Genomic DNA, 20,752 nt, shown 5'->3' on the forward strand with positions numbered 1-20,752 from the left:
TTAAAAAGCGTTAAGTGTTAGACTCCATTTTTTTCCCAATGAGTTTTAATTGCTTATTGATCTCGTCTTTAGATACTTCTTTTTTCTTAATTTTGCTCTCAAGCTTTTCGAGTAACATAAAGATTTTTTTATCTGTACTTACACGAACATCGAAAGTAGGATGTTCATCACTTAGTTGCTTTTGAAGCTTCTTACGCAAAGCTTTTAATCCAAACCTTTCGTGATGCTCAGGTAGAACTGCTATGTAGAGATCTAAATTTGAATTCACTGCTGTGCTTTTTATAATTTCATCCATAGCGAGAGCCCTTTTCTTGGCTCCTTGTGATATAGATTGATTAAAGGATTCCGTACTCGTCTTTGTTAATTTGGGACTTTTTTCTTTCTCCGTTCGTTTTGCTTCTTCTTTCACTTTTTTATCTAAGGGACTATTATCACATCCGGCAAAAGAGCTACATAGAAGGGCAAATAAAGCGGTTATGAGGCCGAGTTTTCGCATGATTATCATTCCATTTCTATTGCAATATGTAATGTGATAGAAAAAGGATGACTGCATATCATCCTTTTTCTATTTCACAGCATGACGAATCTGTTATTGCTGTGAGTATTGTGGTTCTTCTTGTTGGACTTCTTCAACGCGTGGGTTTAAAGAATCGATAATCGTTTGCGTTTGTTGCGCAGCTGTTTGGAAAAGTTGCTTCGCTTGTTGGTTATCCGTATCAAGAGCGAATCCCTCCAAGCTAGCTTGTGCACTTTTTAATCCAGAAACAGTTTGCTTTAGTTTTGTAATTACAGTCATTGAATGAAGCCCCCTTTGGAATATCAATTCAAAGATTATAATTTGTGAGTTGGGGTGAATTTATGATTGGGAATTTTAGGGATGTATCATGTTTAAATTACAATTTTGTAATGAATATGTAAGGATAAGCGATAGTGGAAAAAAACTATTTCTCCTAGAATAAAGAAGGTAAAACAAGTTAGAAGGATATTTTAAGGAGAGAAAAATGAAAAAAATATTATTAGGTTTAATTGGAATATTTATATTAGTTATTGGTGTGGCAAGCTTTTCTCATAATGAGATAACAGATAGGTATAATCCGCTTGTAAAAGAGGACTTTGTATATGTAAAAGCGAAAGAATCGGGTCGACTATCCAGAGTAGGTAAGGTAGCTGGAGACTATAAACTTACTGGTTATTACGCTTCAGGTGAAGGAAGAGACGTTAAGTTTTATGCACCCCGTGGGCTTAGAGAGGGAGCATATGTAAAGGTTAAAACGAAAGGGGAATATATTGAAACATATCAAGAAGTACAGCCTAATGAAATCCCAAAAGAGATTAAAGAGAAATTAGATAAATAAGATGGGTAAGAATTGCCTCCTAAATGTAGAAATTAGGGGGCGTTTTTATGTAGAAAATAGCTTATATATAATGTGCTATCAAAGAGTTTTTATTGATTTAAATGGTTTTTATTGCTATTATTATGAAGAGAAAATAGAGTATAATTTATAATCATGCGCCCATAGCTCAGTCGGATAGAGCGGTGGTTTCCGGTACCACGTCTGCCGGGGGTTCGAATCCCTCTGGGTGCGTTATTTATCGTTAAAGTCTTGCTATATCTACATTCTTTTAAGAAATACTTTGGATAACCGTCATACATTTAGCGTTACTATGACACGTTCTATTCCAAAACGGAAAGAATTACGGTATTAAGTAAGCAGCACTCAACAGCGTGAAGAACGTGTTGAAAATTAATAGTAAATCTAGGGAAACCCCTTGTATGTGATTAGAAATAATCGTGTACAGGGGGTTTTTTCGTTATGAAAAGAATTAAAAGGCGTGCTATTGGAAAACGTCGCGATGTTGATACGGATATTGTCCTATATAAGCCATCTATTACTGTTAATAGGGCTTTAGAACGTGTAATGGACATTTATGTAGCCGAAGGGTACAGAGAACGTACTATAAGCGATTATAGAATGTTTTGGACGGAGTTTATTAAGATAATTGACCGGCAGTTAATTACAGATGTTACGAAAGAGGATATAAGGAAGTACGTGAATCAACTGCTAAAAGAAAGAAAGTTATCGCCTGTGACAGTTAATATTCGCTTATCTGCTATTAGGGCAATTTTTAATCGTTTGGAAAAAGAAACGGTTATTGAAAATAATCCTGTGTTGGGTGTTAGAAAGTTAAAGGTAGATGAACAAAAAATTTATACTTTGACCGACAATCAAATAAAACGCCTATTCGCGATGATTGATAAGACTTCTTATGCGGGCTATAGAGATTATGTAGCTATGCTGGTAATGCTTAAATGTGGCTTGCGTATCAACGAAGTCAATACATTAGACATCAATGACGTTGACTTTGATAATGGCGTTATTTTATTGCCTGGTAGAAAAAACAAGAACCGAAAAAGTAGGGTAATTCCAATGTCTAAAAAGGTTCAAAATGAGTTGGCCCAACTAGTAACAGAAACAAGAGAGTATTTTGAAGGGTTGGGAACTGCTGTATTCGTTAATTCGTTTGGTGAACCTTTAAAATACGACCATATACGTAAAAGAATGAATTACTATGGGAAGCAAGCTGGTTTGAATAAAGAATGTAGATGTTCACCACATAGTTTACGCCATACTTTTGCTGTTAATTTTTTAAAGAATGGTGGGGATATAAGGACGTTAAGTCTTATTTTGGGTCATAGTGATTTATCGACTACACAGGTGTATTTAAGTTATTCAGATACTCACGTAGTTGAACAATATATGAAGGCTAGTGATAACGATAATTTAGAGGTTTAGAACAAAGAAAAAGTCCCCGACGGCAATCGGAGACTCAAAACAATTCAAATTCAAAACTAAATAACGGATATTCCGTACATTCAGCACCTCCATTATAAATTTTTGAAAAATATAATGCAAGAGGTCTAGTTTCTTATTGCCTTTTTTAGGTGATTAGTGGCGTTGGTGTGTGGTAATTCCGAACGTGGAATTGCCTGATACCACGTAAATAAAAACTGATAAGCTGTAATTCCGTGCTGCATACATCTATTTAGCGGGAACGTGTTACGGCGTGGCTAGCTGTTGGTCGTGCAGGGGGTACAGAGTATACGCCTACAAAAACAGCACCCCTCATTGGAATCCTGTTCTTCTATTGAGGGAGGGCGAGAACTTGCCCAGGGACGATTCCCTAAAAGGTTCGGGTGGTTATCGTTAGCATTACGGTGCTAGTGGCTTTGGAAGTAATCAGATAAAAACTTTTGAAGCTTTACAAGAAGCCCGTGATACATTTATATTTTCCAAAACTGGTGGAAAAACTAGAGTTAAAGATGTACAAGAGGTAATCCAAGATTACGCAGATAAGGTTCTTGATAAAGTAGATGTAAAAAATGAGTATCCCGATTCGTATACAGCATCTCAAAAATTGCGTGCAGAACTTAAAGAAGCAGGAATTGAACCACCACCGTATCCTAATGCGGCACATCATATTGTACCTTGGAATGATGGTAGGGCTGTGGAAGTACAGGAATTATTAAAAGAGATTGGAATACACCATGATGCTGCTGTTAATGGGGTATTTTTACCGTATAAAGTGAATGATTATGTGACCACTGAAGTATTGCATATAGGTAGTCATTCTAAAGAGTATATAAGAGAAGTAACAGAACGACTAAATAGTGTTATGGAAATGGGTGGTACTCAAGCTGATGTAGCTGAAGTTTTACACAAAATAAGACAAGATTTATTAGAAGGTAAGATAAGATTAAATGAACCAAAGAAATAATTATATATCAGTTAACAAATTGTAAAGGAGAATATACATATGAAAATTTGGCGATTAAAAAGTTCAACTGATGATTATCAAACTTTTCAATTATTAAATTATGAAGAGGACAAGAAATATTTTAAAAACGATTTTAATTCCAAAGTAAGTTTGTCAGATTCATGGACAGTTAAATTTATTGAGATTATAGATGAAGGGTATCAAAGTGATTGTCCTATTTTTTGGGGGAAATCTGGTGTACAAATAATTAGTGAGAAAGCTAAAGGAGTATTAGAACCCTTAGTAGGCAATAATGTTGAATTTTTACCATTAATTCATAAAACAACAAACGAAAAGTACTATGCTATTCATGTTTTACGTGTATTAAATGCACTTGATATTAATAATACAATATTTGAAAAGTTAAGTTCAGGTTTAATAATAGGCTGTGAAAAATTTGTATTTATTCCTAGTGTTGTTCAAAATGAAACGATTTTTAAATTGTATATAAATGAAAAAATTCATCCGAACTATCTGTTGGTATCAGATGAATTTAGAAATGCAGTTTTAGAGAGTGATTTAAAAGGCTTTGAATTTGTAGAGGTATGGGATTCAAAAGCGGACATGTAAAAGAAAGTCCTTAAAATAACTGATAGGAGTTAACAGCATGGACACAAAAGTTTCAGAAATCCTAAGAATGTTAGACAATTATGAGGGGAATGAGAAAGAAATTTTTGAACAGATTCAAGCTAAAGCAATGGTTAAATATAAACAATGTGAAGAAATGATAGATACGATACTTAATAATAAGTCTAGAACTGAAACAGAAAAACATGAAGCTATAATGAATATGATAGGGCATATCTTCACTTGTGGGGTTTCTTATGGAACTGTTCAAATTCCATTAGCAATGATTGAGAAACATCAATCGTCTACGCATTAATTTATATTTTAAAATAAAGGTGAAACAATAGAAGAAATGAAATTAATATTGAAAAAAGTACGTAAGCGATTTATAATCGAAATAGTTTAGCATACATAACGTTGTATGTTCATGTCAAAAAAAATCATTTCTAAATTACATGCAAGGTAAAACCTTGATTTTACTGATAATTTTACATAACCGTTACCGTTTGGTTTCCGGTACCACGTCTGCCGGGGGTTCGAATCCCTCTGGGCGCGTTATGTATTGTTGGTGTTACGTGTTGAAAATAGATAGTAAATTTAAAACAACCTCTTGTATGTGATTAGAAATAATCGTGTATAGGGGGTTTTTGTTATGGCCCTACAAGGTTCTTCTGTTAATTTTGTAATGAGTTTATACTAAAATTATCTAAAACTTATAGTATGAGGGGATTGCAGGTGCGTAAAATTAGTGGATATTTAAGCATTTTAGGGGATAACGAACGTAGAACCGTTGCTGTATCTGATTCTGGTGAAATTACAGGCGATGAGATGTTGAAATTCATGTTAAATATGGAATTGCACTATAAAGAAATTGATAGGGATTGTTTTGGACCTAGTCACTATTTGCCTAGCGGAGACTACCATAAGGATTTAATAGCGATTGTCTTTACGGCTGAAATGATGTTAGACGAAATGGAATTAGAAGGTGAATGGCCTGCTGAAGAAGGGGATGTTATATTTAACGAAGCATAATGAATCTATCTGCATAAAAAGGTCTGCACTTACAAATATAAGTGCAGACCTTTTTTATTAATGGTTGTTATATCTGATAATAAGATTTACTATTAGTATGTGGTAATAATTTTTATCGCGCTATTATTTTCTTTCAATATTATTCAAATTTCGGTTGTAAGTTGTAAATCTCATTAATACATATAAATTAATAATATTTTGGAATGGGTGTCTGTGATAGCATTCTCCTTTTACCAAACTTATTGTACAATAGAAACAAGGGGGAGATTAGTTTGAAGGCAAGTCTTTTACAAGAACAAAGCTTACGTTTGGCAATGACACAAGAGTTAAGGCAAGCGATTACAATGCTCCAGTATAATGTACAAGAATTATCGGAGTTTTTGTATGAGCAATCGTTAGAGAATCCCCTTATTGAGTTAGGTGGTTTTGAGAGGGAGAAGAAAAAGAGCTCTAACAACAGTAAAAGTACCAGCAAACAAGTCGAGAATCAGATGGAAATCTACAGTGTGGATTCAACAACGATTCAACAACATTTATTAAATCAAATACAGTATTATAAAATAGATGAAGAAGAGAGAAAATTAGCTTCTTTCATTATTATGAACATGGATGGAAATGGGTATTTACAAGAAACGAACGAAGAGTTAGCGGAGCTCCTTTCCGCACCGATCCATGTAGTCGACCGCTCTGTAGAGCTTGTCCAATCACTTGAGCCAGCAGGGGTAGGAGCGCGTAATATTCAGGAATGTCTAACTTTGCAATTGAAGCGCTTACAAAGACGGAATGGATTAGCGGAAGAGGTTATAGAGGATCACTTCGCTTATTTCGTGAAGAAAGATTGGCGAAAGCTCGTTCAAGTGTTGAAGTGTAGTAATGAAGAATTGCAATCGGCGGTGAACTGTATTACGTCATTACAGCCGAAACCAGGTCTTGCGTTTTCTTCTGATAAACCACTTTATATTGTGCCTGATATGGCGGTGAAAAAAGATGGTGATCGTCTCGTTTTACAAATGAACGAGAGAAATATGCCGAGAATTGAAATTCATTCTGAGTATAGTGCGCTTCTGAATAATAGTGAAAGTGAAGTAGCATCTTACGTATCAGAAAAGTATCAGCATGTGCAGTGGATTATGCGCAGTTTAAAACAGAGAAAACAAACGCTTCTGCAAGTGATGACTATTATTATGGAAAAACAACGTGATTTCTTCTGGGAAGGTCCAGAATATTTAAAACCGCTTGCTTTAAAAGAGGTAGCGGAAGAGTTAAGTGTGCATGAATCTACAATTAGTCGTGCAACGCGAAATAAATATGTGCAAACACCACACGGTTTATTTGAGATGAAATCGTTCTTTAGTAATGCTGTTTCGACTACTGAGGATGAAGCAGTTTCTACAAAGCGTGTGAAACGATTTATCCAAAAGCTTGTTGAGGCAGAGAATAAGAAAAAGCCACTTTCAGATCAAAAGATTTCAAAATTATTAGAAGAAGAGCATGAAATCATTATTTCTCGAAGAACAGTGGCGAAGTATAGAGAACAAATGCACATTCCAGCGTCGTCATTACGAAAAACGATCGGATAGGTGAAGAATATGAAAGTTGTACTGTATACAAAAAAAGATTGTGGCCTTTGCGTGCAGGCGAAACAAGTTTTACAGGAAGTACAATATGAATATTCTTTTCAAATCGAGGAAATAGATATATATGAAGATAATGACCTTTTGGAGAAGTATCATTTAATGATTCCGGTTGTAGAAATAGGCGGGAAACAGGTAGAATATGGTAACATTCACAAAGGTGTCATAATAAACTATATAAACAATGCAGTTAAGAGTTGAATAAGTTTCTATCTCCTGTTACAATAATACACGTAGCAGGGATTATTTTTTTAACCTATGTGGGACACAAAATGTCACTACGGGACGTAAGGTGACCACGAGGAAAAATGAACCAATGTAGTGAGGAGAAAAGATATGCGCTCATGGATTCAGAACACAAAAAAATTATTACCTGATCTGCTACCTGTTATGCAAACGAGAATGCAAATTCTTCAATACATTAGGCTCATGCAGCCGATTGGAAGAAGAAACTTGTCAGCAAGTCTCGGTATGACAGAACGAGTATTGCGAAGTGAAGTTCAAGTTTTGAAAGAACAAAACTTAGTTCACGTCGCTTCTTCTGGAATGACTTTGACAGAAGAAGGAACAGCTTTAGTTCTTGCTTTGGAAGACTTTATGAAAGAAATTTCCGGGTTAAAGGTTTTAGAAAAGCAACTTAAGGAAACATTAGACTTGGATGAAGTTTTCGTTGTCCCTGGTGATAGTGATGAATCACCTTGGGTCAAACTGGAGATGGGCCGTGCTTGTGTGACTTGTATAAAAGACCGTCTGACAGCGAATAATATCGTTGCTGTGGCTGGAGGAACTACGCTAGCTGCTGCTGCGGACATGATGCAGCTTGATTGCAAAGATTTACATATGCTATTTGTCCCAGCGCGTGGTGGAATTGGAGAGGGCGTCGAATTAGAAGCCAATACCATTTGTGCCAAGATGGCGCAAAATACGATGAGTAATTATCGCTTATTGTATGTTCCAGACCATGTTAGTAGCGAAGCATATGCGTCTATTGTGACAGAGCCTTCCGTGAAAGAAGTTCTTGAGTTGATTCGATCTTCCAATATCGTCATTCATGGAATAGGTGATGCGTTAACAATGGCACGTCGCAGAAATACTTCAGAAGCAGATTGGTTAAAGATTCAAGCAAGCGAAGCAGTAGGCGAAGCTTTCGGTTACTACTTTAATGAACAAGGAAATGTTGTTCATAAAGTAAGAACAGTTGGTATGCAACTTGAGGATTTACAACATGTATCTCACGTTGTTGCAGTCGCTGGAGGTTCTTCAAAGGCAAAGGCAATACAGGCTGTAATTAAACAAGGGCACACTTCAATTCTAATTACAGATGAAGGTGCAGCAAAACAGTTAACAAAGGGTATTACCCTTTAATATAATCCCCCAAGGAGGAAATTCAAATGACTAAAATTGGTATTAATGGATTTGGACGTATCGGACGTAACGTATTCCGCGCAGCTCTTAACAACTCTGAGGTAGAAGTAGTAGCAATCAACGACTTAACAGATGCTAAAACATTAGCTCACCTTTTAAAATATGACACAGTTCACGGAACTTTAAATGCAGAAGTATCTGCTAACGAAAACAGCATCGTTGTTAACGGTAAAGAAATTAAAGTTATCGCTGAGCGTGACCCAGCTCAATTACCATGGAGCGACTACGGAGTAGAAGTAGTAGTAGAATCTACTGGCCGTTTCACTAAAAAATCAGACGCTGAAAAACACTTAGGTGGATCAGTTAAGAAAGTTATCATCTCAGCTCCAGCTTCTGACGAAGATATCACTGTAGTTATGGGTGTTAACCACGAACAATACGATGCAGCTAACCACAACGTAGTATCTAACGCTTCTTGTACTACAAACTGTCTAGCTCCATTCGCTAAAGTATTAAACGAAAAATTCGGCGTAAAACGCGGAATGATGACAACAATTCACTCTTACACTAACGACCAACAAATCTTAGACTTACCACACAAAGATTTACGTCGTGCTCGTGCAGCAGCTGAAAACATGATCCCAACATCTACTGGTGCAGCTAAAGCTGTAGCATTAGTATTACCAGAACTTAAAGGTAAATTAAACGGTGGCGCTGTACGTGTTCCAACTGCTAACGTTTCTCTTGTTGACTTAGTTGTTGAACTTGACAAAGAAGTAACAGTTGAAGATGTAAACGCAGCATTCAAAGCAGCAGCTGAAGGCGAATTAAAAGGTATCCTTGGATACAGCGAAGAGCCATTAGTATCTATCGACTATAACGGATGTACAGCTTCTTCTACAATCGATGCATTATCTACAATGGTAATGGAAGGTAACATGGTTAAAGTACTTTCTTGGTACGATAACGAAACTGGTTACTCTAACCGCGTAGTAGACCTAGCAGCATACATGACTTCTAAAGGTCTTTAATTCTTAATTATATAAGTAATCAATGACAAAACGAGGGAGAGGGTTTGTTCCCTCTCTCTCTTCTTTCGTTTTAAAAGCAAATGTGTTAAGCTTTTGAGTGGGTTTTGTCAATCCTAACTAGTAGTCGGAGGGAAATCCAATGAACAAAAAATCAATTCGTGACGTAGATTTAAAAGGTAAGCGTGTATTTTGCCGCGTTGATTTCAACGTACCTATGAAAGAAGGCAAAATTACAGATGAAACTCGTATCCGTGCAGCTCTTCCTACAATTCAATATTTAGTAGAGCAAGGTGCGAAAGTTATTTTAGCAAGTCACTTAGGCCGTCCAAAAGGTCAAGCAGTAGAAGAATTACGTCTTACTCCGGTAGCAGCACGTTTAGGCGAGCTTCTTGGTAAAGATGTTAAAAAAGCAGACGAAGCATTCGGACCAGTTGCACAAGAAATGGTTGCAGCAATGAACGAAGGCGACGTATTAGTTCTTGAAAACGTACGTTTCTATGCGGGCGAAGAAAAGAACGATGCAGAACTTGCGAAAGAATTTGCAGCTCTTGCTGATATCTTCGTAAACGATGCATTCGGTGCAGCTCACCGTGCTCACGCTTCTACAGCAGGTATCGCAGACTACCTACCAGCAGTATCTGGATTATTAATGGAAAAAGAGTTAGATGTACTTGGAAAAGCACTTTCTAACCCAGAACGTCCATTCACAGCTATCATTGGTGGTGCGAAAGTAAAAGATAAAATCGGTGTAATTCGTCATCTATTAGACAAAGTAGATAACTTAATCATCGGTGGCGGACTTGCTTACACATTCGTTAAAGCTTTAGGTCATGAAATTGGTCTATCTCTATGTGAAGACGACAAGATCGAACTAGCTAAAGAATTTATGCAACTTGCAAAAGAAAAAGGCGTAAACTTCTACATGCCAGTTGATGTTGTAATCACAGAGGAATTCTCTGAAACTGCAACAACTCAAATCGTAGGTATCGACTCTATTCCTTCTACATGGGAAGGCGTGGACATCGGTCCTAAAACACGTGAAATTTATGCAGATGTAATTAAAAATTCTAAGCTTGTTGTATGGAATGGACCAATGGGTGTATTCGAAATGACTCCATTCGCAGAAGGTACAAAAGCAGTAGGACAAGCATTAGCAGATGCAGAAGATACATACTCTGTTATCGGCGGTGGTGACTCTGCAGCAGCTGTTGAAAAATTCGGTATGGCTGATAAAATGAGCCACATTTCTACTGGCGGCGGTGCGTCATTAGAATTCATGGAAGGTAAAGAGCTTCCAGGTGTAGTTTGTCTTAACGACAAATAAGTAGCAGCCAAAGAAAAAGGACGGTGCAAAGCATGCGTAAACCAATTATCGCAGGTAACTGGAAAATGAATAAAACTCTATCTGAAGCAGTTAGCTTCGTAGAGGAAGTTAAAGGTCAAATCCCAGCAGCTTCAGCTGTTGATGCAGTAGTTTGCTCTCCAGCTCTATTCTTAGAGCGTTTAGTAGCAGCAACTGAAGGAACTGATTTACAAGTAGGTGCACAAAACATGCACTTCGAAAAAAATGGTGCATTCACTGGTGAAATTAGCCCAGTAGCACTTAGCGACTTAAAAGTAGGCTACGTAGTACTTGGCCACTCTGAGCGTCGTGAAATGTTTGCTGAAACAGACGAGTCAGTAAACAAAAAGACTCTTGCAGCATTTGAACATGGTTTAACACCAATCGTATGTTGTGGTGAGACTTTAGAAGAGCGCGAAAGCGGAAAAACATTTGATCTAGTAGCAGGTCAAGTGACAAAAGCACTTGCAGGTTTAACAGAAGAGCAAGTTAAAGCAACTGTTATCGCTTATGAGCCAATCTGGGCTATCGGTACAGGTAAATCTTCTTCTTCTGCAGATGCAAACGAAGTATGTGCGCACATCCGTAAAGTTGTTGCAGAAGCTGTTTCTACAGAAGCTGCAGAAGCTGTTCGTATTCAATACGGCGGTAGCGTAAAACCAGAAAACATTAAAGAGTATATGGCACAATCTGACATCGACGGCGCTTTAGTTGGCGGTGCTAGCTTAGAGCCTGCTTCGTTCTTAGGTCTTCTGGGGGCGGTAAAATGAGAAAGCCAACAGCTTTAATCATTCTTGATGGTTTCGGACTACGTGAAGAAACTCATGGGAATGCTGTAGCACAAGCTAAGAAACCTAATTTTGATGGTTACTGGAACAAATTCCCTCACACAACGCTTACAGCTTGTGGTGAGGAAGTAGGTCTTCCAGAAGGTCAAATGGGTAACTCTGAGGTTGGTCACTTAAATATCGGTGCTGGCCGCATCGTATATCAAAGCTTAACACGCGTAAACGTTGCAATTCGTGAAGGTGAGTTCGATCAGAACGAAACTTTCCAAAATGCAATTAAAAGCGTAAAAGAAAAAGGTACTGCTCTTCATTTATTCGGTTTACTTTCTGATGGTGGTGTGCACAGTCACATGAACCATATGTTTGCTCTTCTTCGCTTAGCAGCAAAAGAAGGCGTGGAGAAAGTTTATATCCATGCATTCTTAGACGGCCGCGATGTTGGACCACAAACAGCAAAAGGTTATATCGATGCAACAAATGAAGTAATTAAAGAAACAGGAGTAGGACAATTCGCGACTATCTCTGGTCGTTATTACTCCATGGACCGTGACAAGCGTTGGAATCGCGTAGAAAAATGTTACAGTGCTATGGTGAATGGTGAAGGCCCTACTTATAAATCAGCAGAAGAGTGTGTAGAAGACTCTTATGCGAACGGTATCTATGATGAATTCGTATTGCCGTCTGTAATTGTTAACGAAGATAACACGCCAGTTGCAACAATCAATGATGATGATGCAGTTATCTTCTATAACTTCCGTCCAGACCGTGCAATTCAAATTGCTCGTGTATTTACAAACGAAGACTTCCGTGAGTTCGATCGTGGTGAAAAAGTACCTCACATTCCTGAATTCGTTTGTATGACACATTTCAGTGAAACTGTAGATGGTTACGTGGCATTCAAGCCAATGAACCTTGATAACACATTAGGTGAAGTTGTTGCGCAAGCGGGATTAAAGCAACTTCGCATCGCGGAAACTGAAAAGTATCCGCACGTTACATTCTTCTTTAGTGGTGGTCGTGAGGCTGAATTCCCAGGAGAAGAGCGTATTTTAATTAACTCACCGAAGGTTGCAACGTATGACTTGAAACCTGAAATGAGCATTTACGAAGTAACGGACGCTTTAGTAAATGAAATCGAAAATGATAAACATGATGTTATCATTCTTAACTTTGCAAACTGTGATATGGTTGGCCATTCTGGGATGATGGAACCAACAATTAAAGCAGTAGAAGCAACTGACGAATGTTTAGGAAAAGTTGTAGAAGCGATTCTTGCAAAAGATGGTGTAGCACTTATTACTGCTGACCATGGTAATGCTGATCAGGAGTTAACTGCTGATGGTGGACCAATGACAGCTCATACAACTAACCCGGTTCCTTTCATCGTTACAAAAAATGATGTAGAGCTTCGTGAAGGTGGTATTTTAGGAGATATCGCTCCAACAATGCTTACGCTTTTAAATGTGGAACAACCGAAAGAAATGACAGGTAAAACAATTATTAAATAATTTGCTTATATAAAAAGGAGAGAATTTATTATGTCAACAATTATTGATGTTTATGCTCGCGAAGTCCTTGACTCTCGTGGTAACCCAACTGTAGAAGTAGAAGTTTACACAGAAAGCGGCGCTTTCGGACGCGCTATCGTACCAAGTGGTGCATCTACTGGTGAGCACGAAGCAGTAGAATTACGTGACGGTGACAAATCTCGTTACCTTGGTAAAGGTGTTCTAAATGCAGTAAACAACGTTAACGAAGCAATCGCTCCAGAAATCGTTGGTTTCGACGTAACTGACCAAGCTGGTATCGACCGTGCTATGATCGAATTAGATGGCACTCCAAACAAAGGTAAACTAGGCGCTAACGCTATCCTTGGTGTATCTATGGCAGTAGCTCACGCAGCAGCTGACTTCGTAGGTCTTCCATTATACCGTTACCTTGGTGGATTCAATGCAAAACAATTACCAACTCCAATGATGAACATCATCAACGGTGGTTCTCACGCTGATAACAACGTAGACTTCCAAGAGTTCATGATCTTACCAGTTGGTGCTCCAACATTCAAAGAATCAATCCGTATGGGTGCTGAAGTATTCCATGCACTTAAAGCTGTATTACATGACAAAGGTCTTAACACTGCAGTAGGTGATGAAGGTGGATTCGCTCCAAACCTTGGTTCTAACCGTGAAGCATTAGAAGTAATCATCGAAGCTATCGAAAAAGCTGGTTACAAAGCTGGCGAGAACGTATTCTTAGGAATGGACGTTGCTTCTTCTGAGTTCTACAACAAAGAAACTGGTAAATATGACCTTGCAGGCGAAGGCCGTACTGGCTTAACTTCTGCAGAAATGGTTGATTTCTACGAAGAGCTTTGCAAAGACTTCCCAATCATCTCTATCGAAGATGGTTTAGACGAAAACGACTGGGATGGTCACAAATTATTAACTGAGCGTATCGGTGATAAAGTACAATTAGTTGGTGACGACTTATTCGTAACTAACACTCAAAAACTTGCTGAAGGTATCGAAAAAGGTATCTCTAACTCAATCTTAATTAAAGTTAACCAAATCGGTACTTTAACTGAGACTTTCGAAGCTATCGAAATGGCTAAACGTGCTGGTTACACAGCAGTTGTATCTCACCGTTCTGGTGAAACTGAAGATGCTACAATCGCTGACATCGCAGTTGCAACTAACGCTGGCCAAATCAAAACTGGTTCTATGAGCCGTACTGACCGTATTGCTAAATATAACCAATTACTACGTATCGAAGATGAACTAGGCGAAATCGCTGTTTACGATGGTATCAAATCTTTCTACAACATCAAACGATAATTGTAGAAAATAACGACAGACCGTGAGAAATCACGGTCTGTTTTTTTATGCTTAAAATTGCTCACCCGTCATAAGTGACATGAAATGTTTAAAGAAACGGTTATAATCAAAATCAATTGCAATTTGATGATTCGGCCAATCAGTAAATGGTTTAGATTCTCCTAAAGAGCGAAATTCTCCAATGCTTGCTCCTTGTGCATAGGATTCCGTCATGACAACGATAGGTGATTTGTGATACGTAAACATAGAGTTATCAAGTAAAGCGAGTATTGGCATTGTGTCATGGAAGGGGCTTCCCTCTAAATGCGGTAAGGCGTCTTTATAATAGCCGTAGTAATAATGATCGAATAACGGTTTGACGAGTGGGGCTTTTCCTTTTGCTTCAATGTATTCAGCCATTTCTGGTGTAATGATGGAATACTGAGTGACGTTTAATGGATAGATGTACATGTTAGGTGAGGATTGAAGGACTATATTAGCGGCAGTAGGATCGCCATAAAAGTTCGCTTCGGAAATAGGGGTCACATTACCAGGATGTAAAAAGGCGCCGCCCATTACGTAGTAAGATTTAATTTGCTTCATGAGCTGTTTACATAAGATGAATAAAATTGCTAGGGAGGTAAGTCTTCCTAAACTAACAATGATTAATTCATCTTTATACTGTTCAATAAGAGGAATGACTTCGAAAAAATTCTCCATTTCTCCGTTAGTCACATGTCCCTTTGGAATAATTGGCCCGAGCCCTTGTTTCCCGTGTACTTCCGCAAAGAAAGCAGGAGGGGCGCCAGTAAGTGGGCGTTCTGATCCACCAAATATCTTGATATTTCTATCCTTTGCTTCGCTCTTAAGAAAATGAGCGTTTTGTACGGCCATTTCTTTTGGAACATTGCCGTAATCAGCAACAATGCCGACGATTTCTATTTCATCGATAAAGAATGCTAAGAGGAGAGCCATCGTATCATCAATCCCAGGATCACAAAAAATAAGAACTTTTTTTGGCATATGCTCACCACCTATCTTGTTTATCCCGTAAAAGTCCGATTGTGGGAAGGAACAAAACCGCCACTAATGAAAGTTTCACTTTATATATATGTAAGTTTAAGGATAAAAAGATTATTTTATTGAAATAATAACATTACAAATTCAGAAAATAAAAACTTTTTATATTAGGTCAAGGTTTTTGACTTAATTTTTGTTTAGAAATGCAGTCATATCAAGGGTGTAAGCGTATAACATAGGCTGTTTTTGCTGTCAAGTTGATAAATTGCAGCTTTTTACAATTTATACTATGATAAAGATATTAAGAGAAGATCGTATAAACATGAGGGATGATGAACATGAAATTTACAAAGATTCTTGTCCAAATTGCAGCTCTTTACGTTTTTTATATGGTTGGAAATTGGGTACAAGAAGTGTTAAATATTCCGATTCCAGGAAGTTTGATTGGAATGTTCCTCTTACTTGTTTTACTTAGCCTAAAAGTCCTTCCAGTGAAATGGTTCGATTTAGGAGCAGAAACACTCGTTGCTATTATGCCGTTTTTATTAATTCCGCCAACGCTTGGCCTAATGAATTACGGTGCTTTTTTTATGAGTAAAGGAATTTCTCTTTTCATTACAATTGTAGCGAGTACATTTTTAATTATTATTGTCGCAGGACATACGGGACAATATCTTGCGAATAGAAAGGAAAGAGAGTCGCGATGAGCCAAATATTAATCGGAATCGGTTGGGTTCTTTTTACGGTGCTATTATACCAATTATCTAAAAAAATCTATAAATTATTTCCAACACCATTCACCATTCCAATGCTTGTAGCAACAGGATTAATGGCTTTCTTATTTATCATGCTTGATATACCATATCAACATTATATGGAAAGCGGTGGTGGCTGGATTGCAAAACTGCTGGGACCCGGTGTTGTAGCATTTGCAATTCCTCTTTATAAGCAACGTCACGTTCTGCAAAAATATGTTGTACCGATTGCTGGTGGCGTATTAGTAGGGACAACAGTTGCAATCGCAAGTGATTTTGCCATCGCATCACTTATGGGAACAGATAAAAGCTTAATTTTATCTTCTTTACCAAAATCGGTGACAATGCCAGTTGCGATGAGTGTTTCAGAGCAAGTTGGTGGTGTACCGTCATTAACAGCAGCTTTCGTTGTTATCGCAGGTATTACTGGAACGATTACCGGCCCACTTTTATTAAAATGGAGCCGTGTTACAAACTCAGTTGGTAAAGGTATCGGATTTGGATGTGCTTCTCATATTATGGGTGTAATGAGAGCGATGAAAAATAATGAACATGAAGGTGTTATTGGATCGGTAACAATGACATTAACAGCAATTTTGACATGTTTGCTCGGGCCGTTATTTGCAATGATGTTTATGTAATAGAAGAAAAGCGAGAGCGACTCTATAGCTCTCGCTTTTCTATAGAATTTATGCTACAGTTAAAATAACTGAATCTTTGTAGGAGGTACGCCAAGTGCATACGTTATTATCCGTTTTACTTATTATTGTATCGATTTTAATGATTGTTATGGTACTTATGCAGTCTAGTAATAGCTCAGGCCTTTCAGGTGCAATTTCAGGCGGTGCAGAGCAATTATTTGGTAAGCAAAAAGCACGTGGAATTGAAGCAGTATTAAACCGTATTACAATTGTTTTAGCTGTTCTATTCTTCGTATTAACAATTGCTGTTACGTACTTAAATTTATAGAATTGAAAGAAGAAGCGTTAGTAAGATGTACTAATGGTTCTTCTTTTTTTATTTTGCCATTTGAAAGATGTTTCTAATTAGATTATAGAAATATAAATATGGTACACTAAGATATAGAAAGAATACGACTAGATTACAGAAGAGAAAGAGGAGAAGTACATGATGAAATTAGCATCTCCGAAACCATTTACATTTGAGGGTGGAGACCGCGCTGTTTTATTACTACATGGTTTCACAGGAAACTCAGCTGATGTACGTATGTTAGGGCGTTTCTTAGAGAAGAAAGGCTACACTTGTCATGCGCCAATTTTTAAAGGGCACGGTGTACCACCAGAAGAGCTTGTTCATACAGGTCCTGAAGATTGGTGGCAAGACGTAATGGAAGCATATCAGCTTTTAAAAGATAAAGGCTTTGAGAAAATTGCTGTTGCTGGATTATCACTTGGCGGCGTATTTTCTTTAAAATTAGGTTATACAGTACCGGTTTTAGGTGTAGTGCCAATGTGTGCACCAATGTATATTAAGAGTGAAGAAACGATGTACCAAGGTATATTGGCATATGCCCGCGAATATAAAAAACGTGAGCAAAAATCACCAGAGCAAATTGAACAAGAAATGTTGGAATTCCAAAAGACACCGATGAATACATTAAAAGCACTACAAGAGCTAATTGCTGACGTACGTAACAATGTGGATATGATTTATGCCCCAACATTTGTTGTACAAGCGCGTCATGATGAAATGATTAATACAGATAGTGCTAACATTATTTATAACGGTGTAGAATCTACGTTAAAAGACATTAAATGGTATGAAGACTCTACGCATGTCATTACACTTGATAAGCAACGTGACGAGCTACATGAGGATGTATATAACTTCTTGGAGCAACTAGATTGGTAAGATCTAGTTGCCTCTTTTTTTCATAAGGAATTTTTTGTGAAAACTGTAAAAATCATTAGGGGAGTATTAAAGTTTCGCTTTATACATCCCCGGTCTTTCGGATACACTAAATAATATAAGGGTTTAAAGGAGGTATTTCTGCTTGGAAGAAATCATACAAGAAAATATTGATAAGTTGTTATTATTTATGAGAGAAGAAGCGTATAAACCGCTAACGATACAAGAGTTAGAAGAGGCATTTGGAATTGAAGGTTCTGAGGGCTTTAAAGATTTTGTAAAGGCACTTGTAACGATGGAAGAGAAGGGACTTGTTATTCGCACACGTAGTAACCGTTACGGTCTTCCTGAAAAGATGAATTTAGTACGCGGTAAATTAATTGGACATGCACGTGGCTTTGCATTCGTTGTACCAGAAGAGAAGAAAACCGGAGACGATGATCTTTTCATCCCACCTACAGAGTTAAACGGTGCACTTCATGGCGATACAGTATTAGCGCGTGTTAGCGCACAATCAAGTGGATCACGCCAAGAAGGTTCAATTGTACGTATTTTAGAGCGCGGCACGAAAGAACTAGTTGGTACATATACAGAATCGAAAAACTTTGGATTTGTTGTACCTGACAATAAGCGCTGGACGAGTGATATCTTTATCTTGAAAAGTGCATCAATGGGTGCTGTAGAAGGCCATAAAGTAGTTGTGAAAATTACGAGCTATCCAGAGAATCGTTTAAGTGCAGAAGGTGAAGTTATTCAAATTCTAGGTCATAAAAATGATCCAGGAGTAGATATTTTATCAGTTATCCATAAACATCATCTACCTTTAGCATTCCCTGAAGAAGTGATGGAGCATGCAAACAGTGTACCAGAAACGATTTCAGAAGAAGATTTAAAAGATCGCCGTGACCTGCGTGACCAAATGATCGTAACGATTGACGGTGCAGATGCGAAAGATTTAGATGACGCTGTTACAGTAACGAAGCTCGAGAACGGTAACTACAAGCTTGGCGTTCATATTGCGGATGTAAGTCATTACGTTCAAGAAGGTTCTCCAATTGATGTAGAAGCAGCGGAAAGAGCAACGAGTGTATATCTTGTTGACCGTGTAATTCCGATGATTCCGCATCGTCTATCTAACGGTATTTGTTCGTTAAACCCGAAAGTAGACCGTCTGACGTTATCTTGTGAAATGGAAATCAACAACTTAGGTGATGTTGTAAAGCATGAGATTTTCCAAAGTGTGATTAAAACGACAGAGCGTATGACGTATGCTGACGTAAGAAGCATTTTAGAAGATGAGGACGAAGAGTTAATCAAACGCTATGAGCCGCTCGTACCGATGTTTAAAGAGATGGGTCAATTGGCACAGATTTTACGTGAAAAACGTATGCGCCGCGGTGCAATCGACTTTGACTTTAAAGAAGCGAAAGTATTAGTAGATGAAGAAGGTAAACCGACAGATGTTGTCATGCGTGATCGTTCTGTATCAGAGAAGTTAATTGAAGAATTTATGCTTGTTGCGAACGAAACAGTAGCAGAGCATTTCCACTGGATGAACGTACCATTCATGTACCGTGTCCATGAAGATCCGAAAGAAGATAAGCTGGAACGTTTCTTCGAGTTTGTAACAAACTTCGGATATGCAGTAAAAGGACGTGCGAATGAAATACATCCTCGTGCGCTGCAACAAATTCTTGAAATGGTTCAAGGACAGCCTGAAGAAGTAGTTATTTCAACAGTAATGCTTCGTTCAATGAAGCAAGCGCGTTACGATGCGGATAGCTTAGGACATTTCGGTTTATCAACTGAGTTCTACACACATTTCACATCACCAATTCGTCGTTACCCAGATACAATCGTTCATAGATTAATTCGTGAATACATTATTAACGGTAAAGTCGACAACGAAACACAAGCAAAATGGCGTGAAAACTTACCTGAGATAGCAGAGCACTCTTCTAATATGGAACGTCGTGCTGTTGAAGCAGAACGTGAAACAGACGAAATGAAAAAAGCAGAGTATATGGTTGATAAGATTGGCGAAGAGTATGACGGTATGATTAGCTCTGTAACAAACTTCGGTTTATTCGTAGAGCTTCCAAATACAATTGAAGGTCTTGTACACGTTAGCTACTTAACGGATGATTACTACCGTTATGATGAGAAACATTTCGCAATGATCGGAGAACGTACAGGTAACGTATTCCGCATCGGAGACGAAATTACAATTCGTGTTATTAACGTAAACAAAGACGAGCGTGCAATCGACTTTGAAATCGTTGGCATGAAAGGTACGCCTCGTCGTAAGTTCAAAGATCGTCCAGTCGTTATCGAACAGCCAAGAACAGGCAGAAAGAAACGCGGTGGACGTAGCGAGCGTAGTAATGAGCGCGGTGGCGAACGCGGCACAGGAAGAAAGTTTGATCGTGGTGGCCAAGGAAAAGGAAAAGCATCAGCAGCCACATCCGCTAGTCAGCCAGGGAAAAAAGATGGTAACGGTAATGGTAAGAAGAAAAAAGGCTTCTTTGAAAATGTACCAGGATTCAAGAAGAAAAAGAAAAAGCGCAAGTAAGAAAAGAGTGGCTTCGCTTTAATGAAAAGGCTTCGCTTTAATGAAAAGCGGGGCCTTTTCTTTTTTATTGGTGGCTTGAGAGCGAGCCACTTTCGTTTTTTGTTGGAATCCAGCTACAGTGGCTAGAATGTTCGGCGGCTTCGCTTCT

Annotated in this window: 21 protein-coding genes, 1 tRNA gene and 1 pseudogene; 20 read left to right on the plus strand and 3 right to left on the minus strand. The window is 38.1% G+C overall.

Features of this window, described 5'->3' with window-relative positions; all coding sequences use genetic code 11:
* Positions 1–10: 10 nt before the first annotated feature.
* On the minus strand, positions 11–496 hold the full coding sequence (locus AC3WTA_RS20960) for a YhcN/YlaJ family sporulation lipoprotein (RefSeq protein WP_001228534.1): 486 nt from the start codon (positions 494–496) through the stop codon (positions 11–13).
* 93 nt (positions 497–589) lie between these two features.
* Positions 590–796, minus strand: coding sequence for a DUF1657 domain-containing protein (locus tag AC3WTA_RS20965; RefSeq protein WP_000216166.1), 207 nt, complete (start codon positions 794–796; stop codon positions 590–592).
* A gap of 205 nt (positions 797–1,001) precedes the next feature.
* Here AC3WTA_RS20965 and AC3WTA_RS20970 point away from each other — a divergent pair, with 205 nt between their 5' ends.
* From AC3WTA_RS20970 to eno, 15 genes and pseudogenes are all read left to right on the plus strand, one after another.
* Positions 1,002–1,355 (plus strand): YxeA family protein, encoded by a 354-nt coding sequence (locus AC3WTA_RS20970; RefSeq protein ID WP_000722241.1) that lies wholly within the window; start codon positions 1,002–1,004, stop codon positions 1,353–1,355.
* A 155-nt stretch (positions 1,356–1,510) separates the two neighbouring features.
* Positions 1,511–1,586 (plus strand) — tRNA-Arg (locus AC3WTA_RS20975).
* 228 nt (positions 1,587–1,814) lie between these two features.
* Positions 1,815–2,795, plus strand: coding sequence for a tyrosine-type recombinase/integrase (locus tag AC3WTA_RS20980; RefSeq protein WP_000821432.1), 981 nt, complete (start codon positions 1,815–1,817; stop codon positions 2,793–2,795).
* Between the two features lie 421 nt (positions 2,796–3,216).
* A pseudogene (locus tag AC3WTA_RS20985) lies at positions 3,217–3,777 on the plus strand (AHH domain-containing protein); the annotation flags it as partial.
* Between the two features lie 39 nt (positions 3,778–3,816).
* Positions 3,817–4,386 carry an imm11 family protein gene (locus tag AC3WTA_RS20990; RefSeq protein WP_000708219.1) on the plus strand — a complete coding sequence of 190 codons (570 nt, stop codon included), beginning with the start codon at positions 3,817–3,819 and terminating at the stop codon, positions 4,384–4,386.
* 37 nt (positions 4,387–4,423) lie between these two features.
* Complete coding sequence (locus AC3WTA_RS20995) at positions 4,424–4,699, plus strand: hypothetical protein (RefSeq protein ID WP_000380119.1); 276 nt, start codon at positions 4,424–4,426, stop codon at positions 4,697–4,699.
* Positions 4,700–5,118: 419 nt separating this feature from the next.
* Positions 5,119–5,415: a hypothetical protein gene (locus tag AC3WTA_RS21000; protein WP_001226875.1), complete on the plus strand. Its 297-nt coding sequence runs from the start codon at positions 5,119–5,121 to the stop codon at positions 5,413–5,415.
* Between the two features lie 272 nt (positions 5,416–5,687).
* Positions 5,688–6,995 carry an RNA polymerase factor sigma-54 gene (gene rpoN / locus AC3WTA_RS21005; protein ID WP_000647950.1) on the plus strand — a complete coding sequence of 436 codons (1,308 nt, stop codon included), beginning with the start codon at positions 5,688–5,690 and terminating at the stop codon, positions 6,993–6,995.
* A gap of 9 nt (positions 6,996–7,004) precedes the next feature.
* Positions 7,005–7,250, plus strand: coding sequence for a glutaredoxin family protein (locus AC3WTA_RS21010; protein WP_000869735.1), 246 nt, complete (start codon positions 7,005–7,007; stop codon positions 7,248–7,250).
* A gap of 135 nt (positions 7,251–7,385) precedes the next feature.
* Positions 7,386–8,414, plus strand: coding sequence for a gapA transcriptional regulator CggR (gene cggR / locus AC3WTA_RS21015; RefSeq protein ID WP_001258183.1), 1,029 nt, complete (start codon positions 7,386–7,388; stop codon positions 8,412–8,414).
* A 26-nt stretch (positions 8,415–8,440) separates the two neighbouring features.
* Positions 8,441–9,445, plus strand: a complete 1,005-nt coding sequence (gene gap, locus AC3WTA_RS21020; protein ID WP_000161234.1) for a type I glyceraldehyde-3-phosphate dehydrogenase — start codon at positions 8,441–8,443, stop codon at positions 9,443–9,445.
* A 139-nt stretch (positions 9,446–9,584) separates the two neighbouring features.
* A complete protein-coding gene (locus AC3WTA_RS21025) occupies positions 9,585–10,769 on the plus strand; it encodes a phosphoglycerate kinase (protein WP_001036333.1) in 1,185 nt (394 codons plus the stop codon).
* Positions 10,770–10,801: 32 nt separating this feature from the next.
* On the plus strand, positions 10,802–11,557 hold the full coding sequence (tpiA, locus tag AC3WTA_RS21030) for a triose-phosphate isomerase (RefSeq protein WP_001231043.1): 756 nt from the start codon (positions 10,802–10,804) through the stop codon (positions 11,555–11,557).
* A complete protein-coding gene (gpmI, locus tag AC3WTA_RS21035) occupies positions 11,554–13,083 on the plus strand; it encodes a 2,3-bisphosphoglycerate-independent phosphoglycerate mutase (protein ID WP_492333010.1) in 1,530 nt (509 codons plus the stop codon). Before tpiA ends, gpmI begins: the two co-directional genes overlap by 4 nt.
* Before the next feature lie 30 nt (positions 13,084–13,113).
* The gene (eno, locus tag AC3WTA_RS21040; RefSeq protein WP_000103948.1) at positions 13,114–14,409 is read left to right on the plus strand and encodes a phosphopyruvate hydratase; all 1,296 of its coding nucleotides are present in this window, start codon (positions 13,114–13,116) and stop codon (positions 14,407–14,409) included.
* Positions 14,410–14,460: 51 nt separating this feature from the next.
* Here eno and AC3WTA_RS21045 read toward each other — a convergent pair whose 3' ends face one another.
* On the minus strand, positions 14,461–15,411 hold the full coding sequence (locus AC3WTA_RS21045) for a nucleoside hydrolase (protein ID WP_001125045.1): 951 nt from the start codon (positions 15,409–15,411) through the stop codon (positions 14,461–14,463).
* A 335-nt stretch (positions 15,412–15,746) separates the two neighbouring features.
* Here AC3WTA_RS21045 and AC3WTA_RS21050 point away from each other — a divergent pair, with 335 nt between their 5' ends.
* The 5 genes from AC3WTA_RS21050 to rnr all read left to right on the plus strand — a co-directional run bounded on the left by AC3WTA_RS21050 (position 15,747) and on the right by rnr (position 20,604).
* On the plus strand, positions 15,747–16,115 hold the full coding sequence (locus AC3WTA_RS21050; protein ID WP_000673212.1) for a CidA/LrgA family holin-like protein: 369 nt from the start codon (positions 15,747–15,749) through the stop codon (positions 16,113–16,115).
* On the plus strand, positions 16,112–16,804 hold the full coding sequence (locus AC3WTA_RS21055) for an LrgB family protein (protein ID WP_000078299.1): 693 nt from the start codon (positions 16,112–16,114) through the stop codon (positions 16,802–16,804). The genes AC3WTA_RS21050 and AC3WTA_RS21055 overlap by 4 nt, the downstream gene beginning before the upstream one ends.
* A 94-nt stretch (positions 16,805–16,898) precedes the next feature.
* A complete protein-coding gene (gene secG, locus AC3WTA_RS21060; protein WP_000557263.1) occupies positions 16,899–17,132 on the plus strand; it encodes a preprotein translocase subunit SecG in 234 nt (77 codons plus the stop codon).
* A gap of 162 nt (positions 17,133–17,294) precedes the next feature.
* Positions 17,295–18,035, plus strand: coding sequence for a carboxylesterase (estA, locus tag AC3WTA_RS21065; protein ID WP_000761971.1), 741 nt, complete (start codon positions 17,295–17,297; stop codon positions 18,033–18,035).
* A 142-nt stretch (positions 18,036–18,177) separates the two neighbouring features.
* Positions 18,178–20,604, plus strand: coding sequence for a ribonuclease R (rnr, locus tag AC3WTA_RS21070; RefSeq protein WP_492333011.1), 2,427 nt, complete (start codon positions 18,178–18,180; stop codon positions 20,602–20,604).
* The last annotated feature ends 148 nt before the right edge of the window (positions 20,605–20,752 follow it).

The organism is Bacillus sp. EB106-07-01-XG149, from assembly GCF_058791555.1.

Bases quoted from the DNA above. Each gene is read 5' to 3' on its own strand.
- AC3WTA_RS20960 (WP_001228534.1), bottom strand. From the start codon at position 496: ATGCGAAAACTCGGCCTCATAACCGCTTTATTTGCCCTTCTATGTAGC.
- AC3WTA_RS20965 (WP_000216166.1), bottom strand. From the start codon at position 796: ATGACTGTAATTACAAAACTAAAGCAAACTGTTTCTGGATTAAAAAGT.
- AC3WTA_RS20970 (WP_000722241.1), top strand. From the start codon at position 1,002: ATGAAAAAAATATTATTAGGTTTAATTGGAATATTTATATTAGTTATT.
- AC3WTA_RS20980 (WP_000821432.1), top strand. From the start codon at position 1,815: ATGAAAAGAATTAAAAGGCGTGCTATTGGAAAACGTCGCGATGTTGAT.
- AC3WTA_RS20990 (WP_000708219.1), top strand. From the start codon at position 3,817: ATGAAAATTTGGCGATTAAAAAGTTCAACTGATGATTATCAAACTTTT.
- AC3WTA_RS20995 (WP_000380119.1), top strand. From the start codon at position 4,424: ATGGACACAAAAGTTTCAGAAATCCTAAGAATGTTAGACAATTATGAG.
- AC3WTA_RS21010 (WP_000869735.1), top strand. From the start codon at position 7,005: ATGAAAGTTGTACTGTATACAAAAAAAGATTGTGGCCTTTGCGTGCAG.
- cggR (WP_001258183.1), top strand. From the start codon at position 7,386: ATGCGCTCATGGATTCAGAACACAAAAAAATTATTACCTGATCTGCTA.
- gap (WP_000161234.1), top strand. From the start codon at position 8,441: ATGACTAAAATTGGTATTAATGGATTTGGACGTATCGGACGTAACGTA.
- AC3WTA_RS21025 (WP_001036333.1), top strand. From the start codon at position 9,585: ATGAACAAAAAATCAATTCGTGACGTAGATTTAAAAGGTAAGCGTGTA.
- tpiA (WP_001231043.1), top strand. From the start codon at position 10,802: ATGCGTAAACCAATTATCGCAGGTAACTGGAAAATGAATAAAACTCTA.
- gpmI (WP_492333010.1), top strand. From the start codon at position 11,554: ATGAGAAAGCCAACAGCTTTAATCATTCTTGATGGTTTCGGACTACGT.
- eno (WP_000103948.1), top strand. From the start codon at position 13,114: ATGTCAACAATTATTGATGTTTATGCTCGCGAAGTCCTTGACTCTCGT.
- AC3WTA_RS21045 (WP_001125045.1), bottom strand. From the start codon at position 15,411: ATGCCAAAAAAAGTTCTTATTTTTTGTGATCCTGGGATTGATGATACG.
- AC3WTA_RS21050 (WP_000673212.1), top strand. From the start codon at position 15,747: ATGAAATTTACAAAGATTCTTGTCCAAATTGCAGCTCTTTACGTTTTT.
- AC3WTA_RS21055 (WP_000078299.1), top strand. From the start codon at position 16,112: ATGAGCCAAATATTAATCGGAATCGGTTGGGTTCTTTTTACGGTGCTA.
- estA (WP_000761971.1), top strand. From the start codon at position 17,295: ATGAAATTAGCATCTCCGAAACCATTTACATTTGAGGGTGGAGACCGC.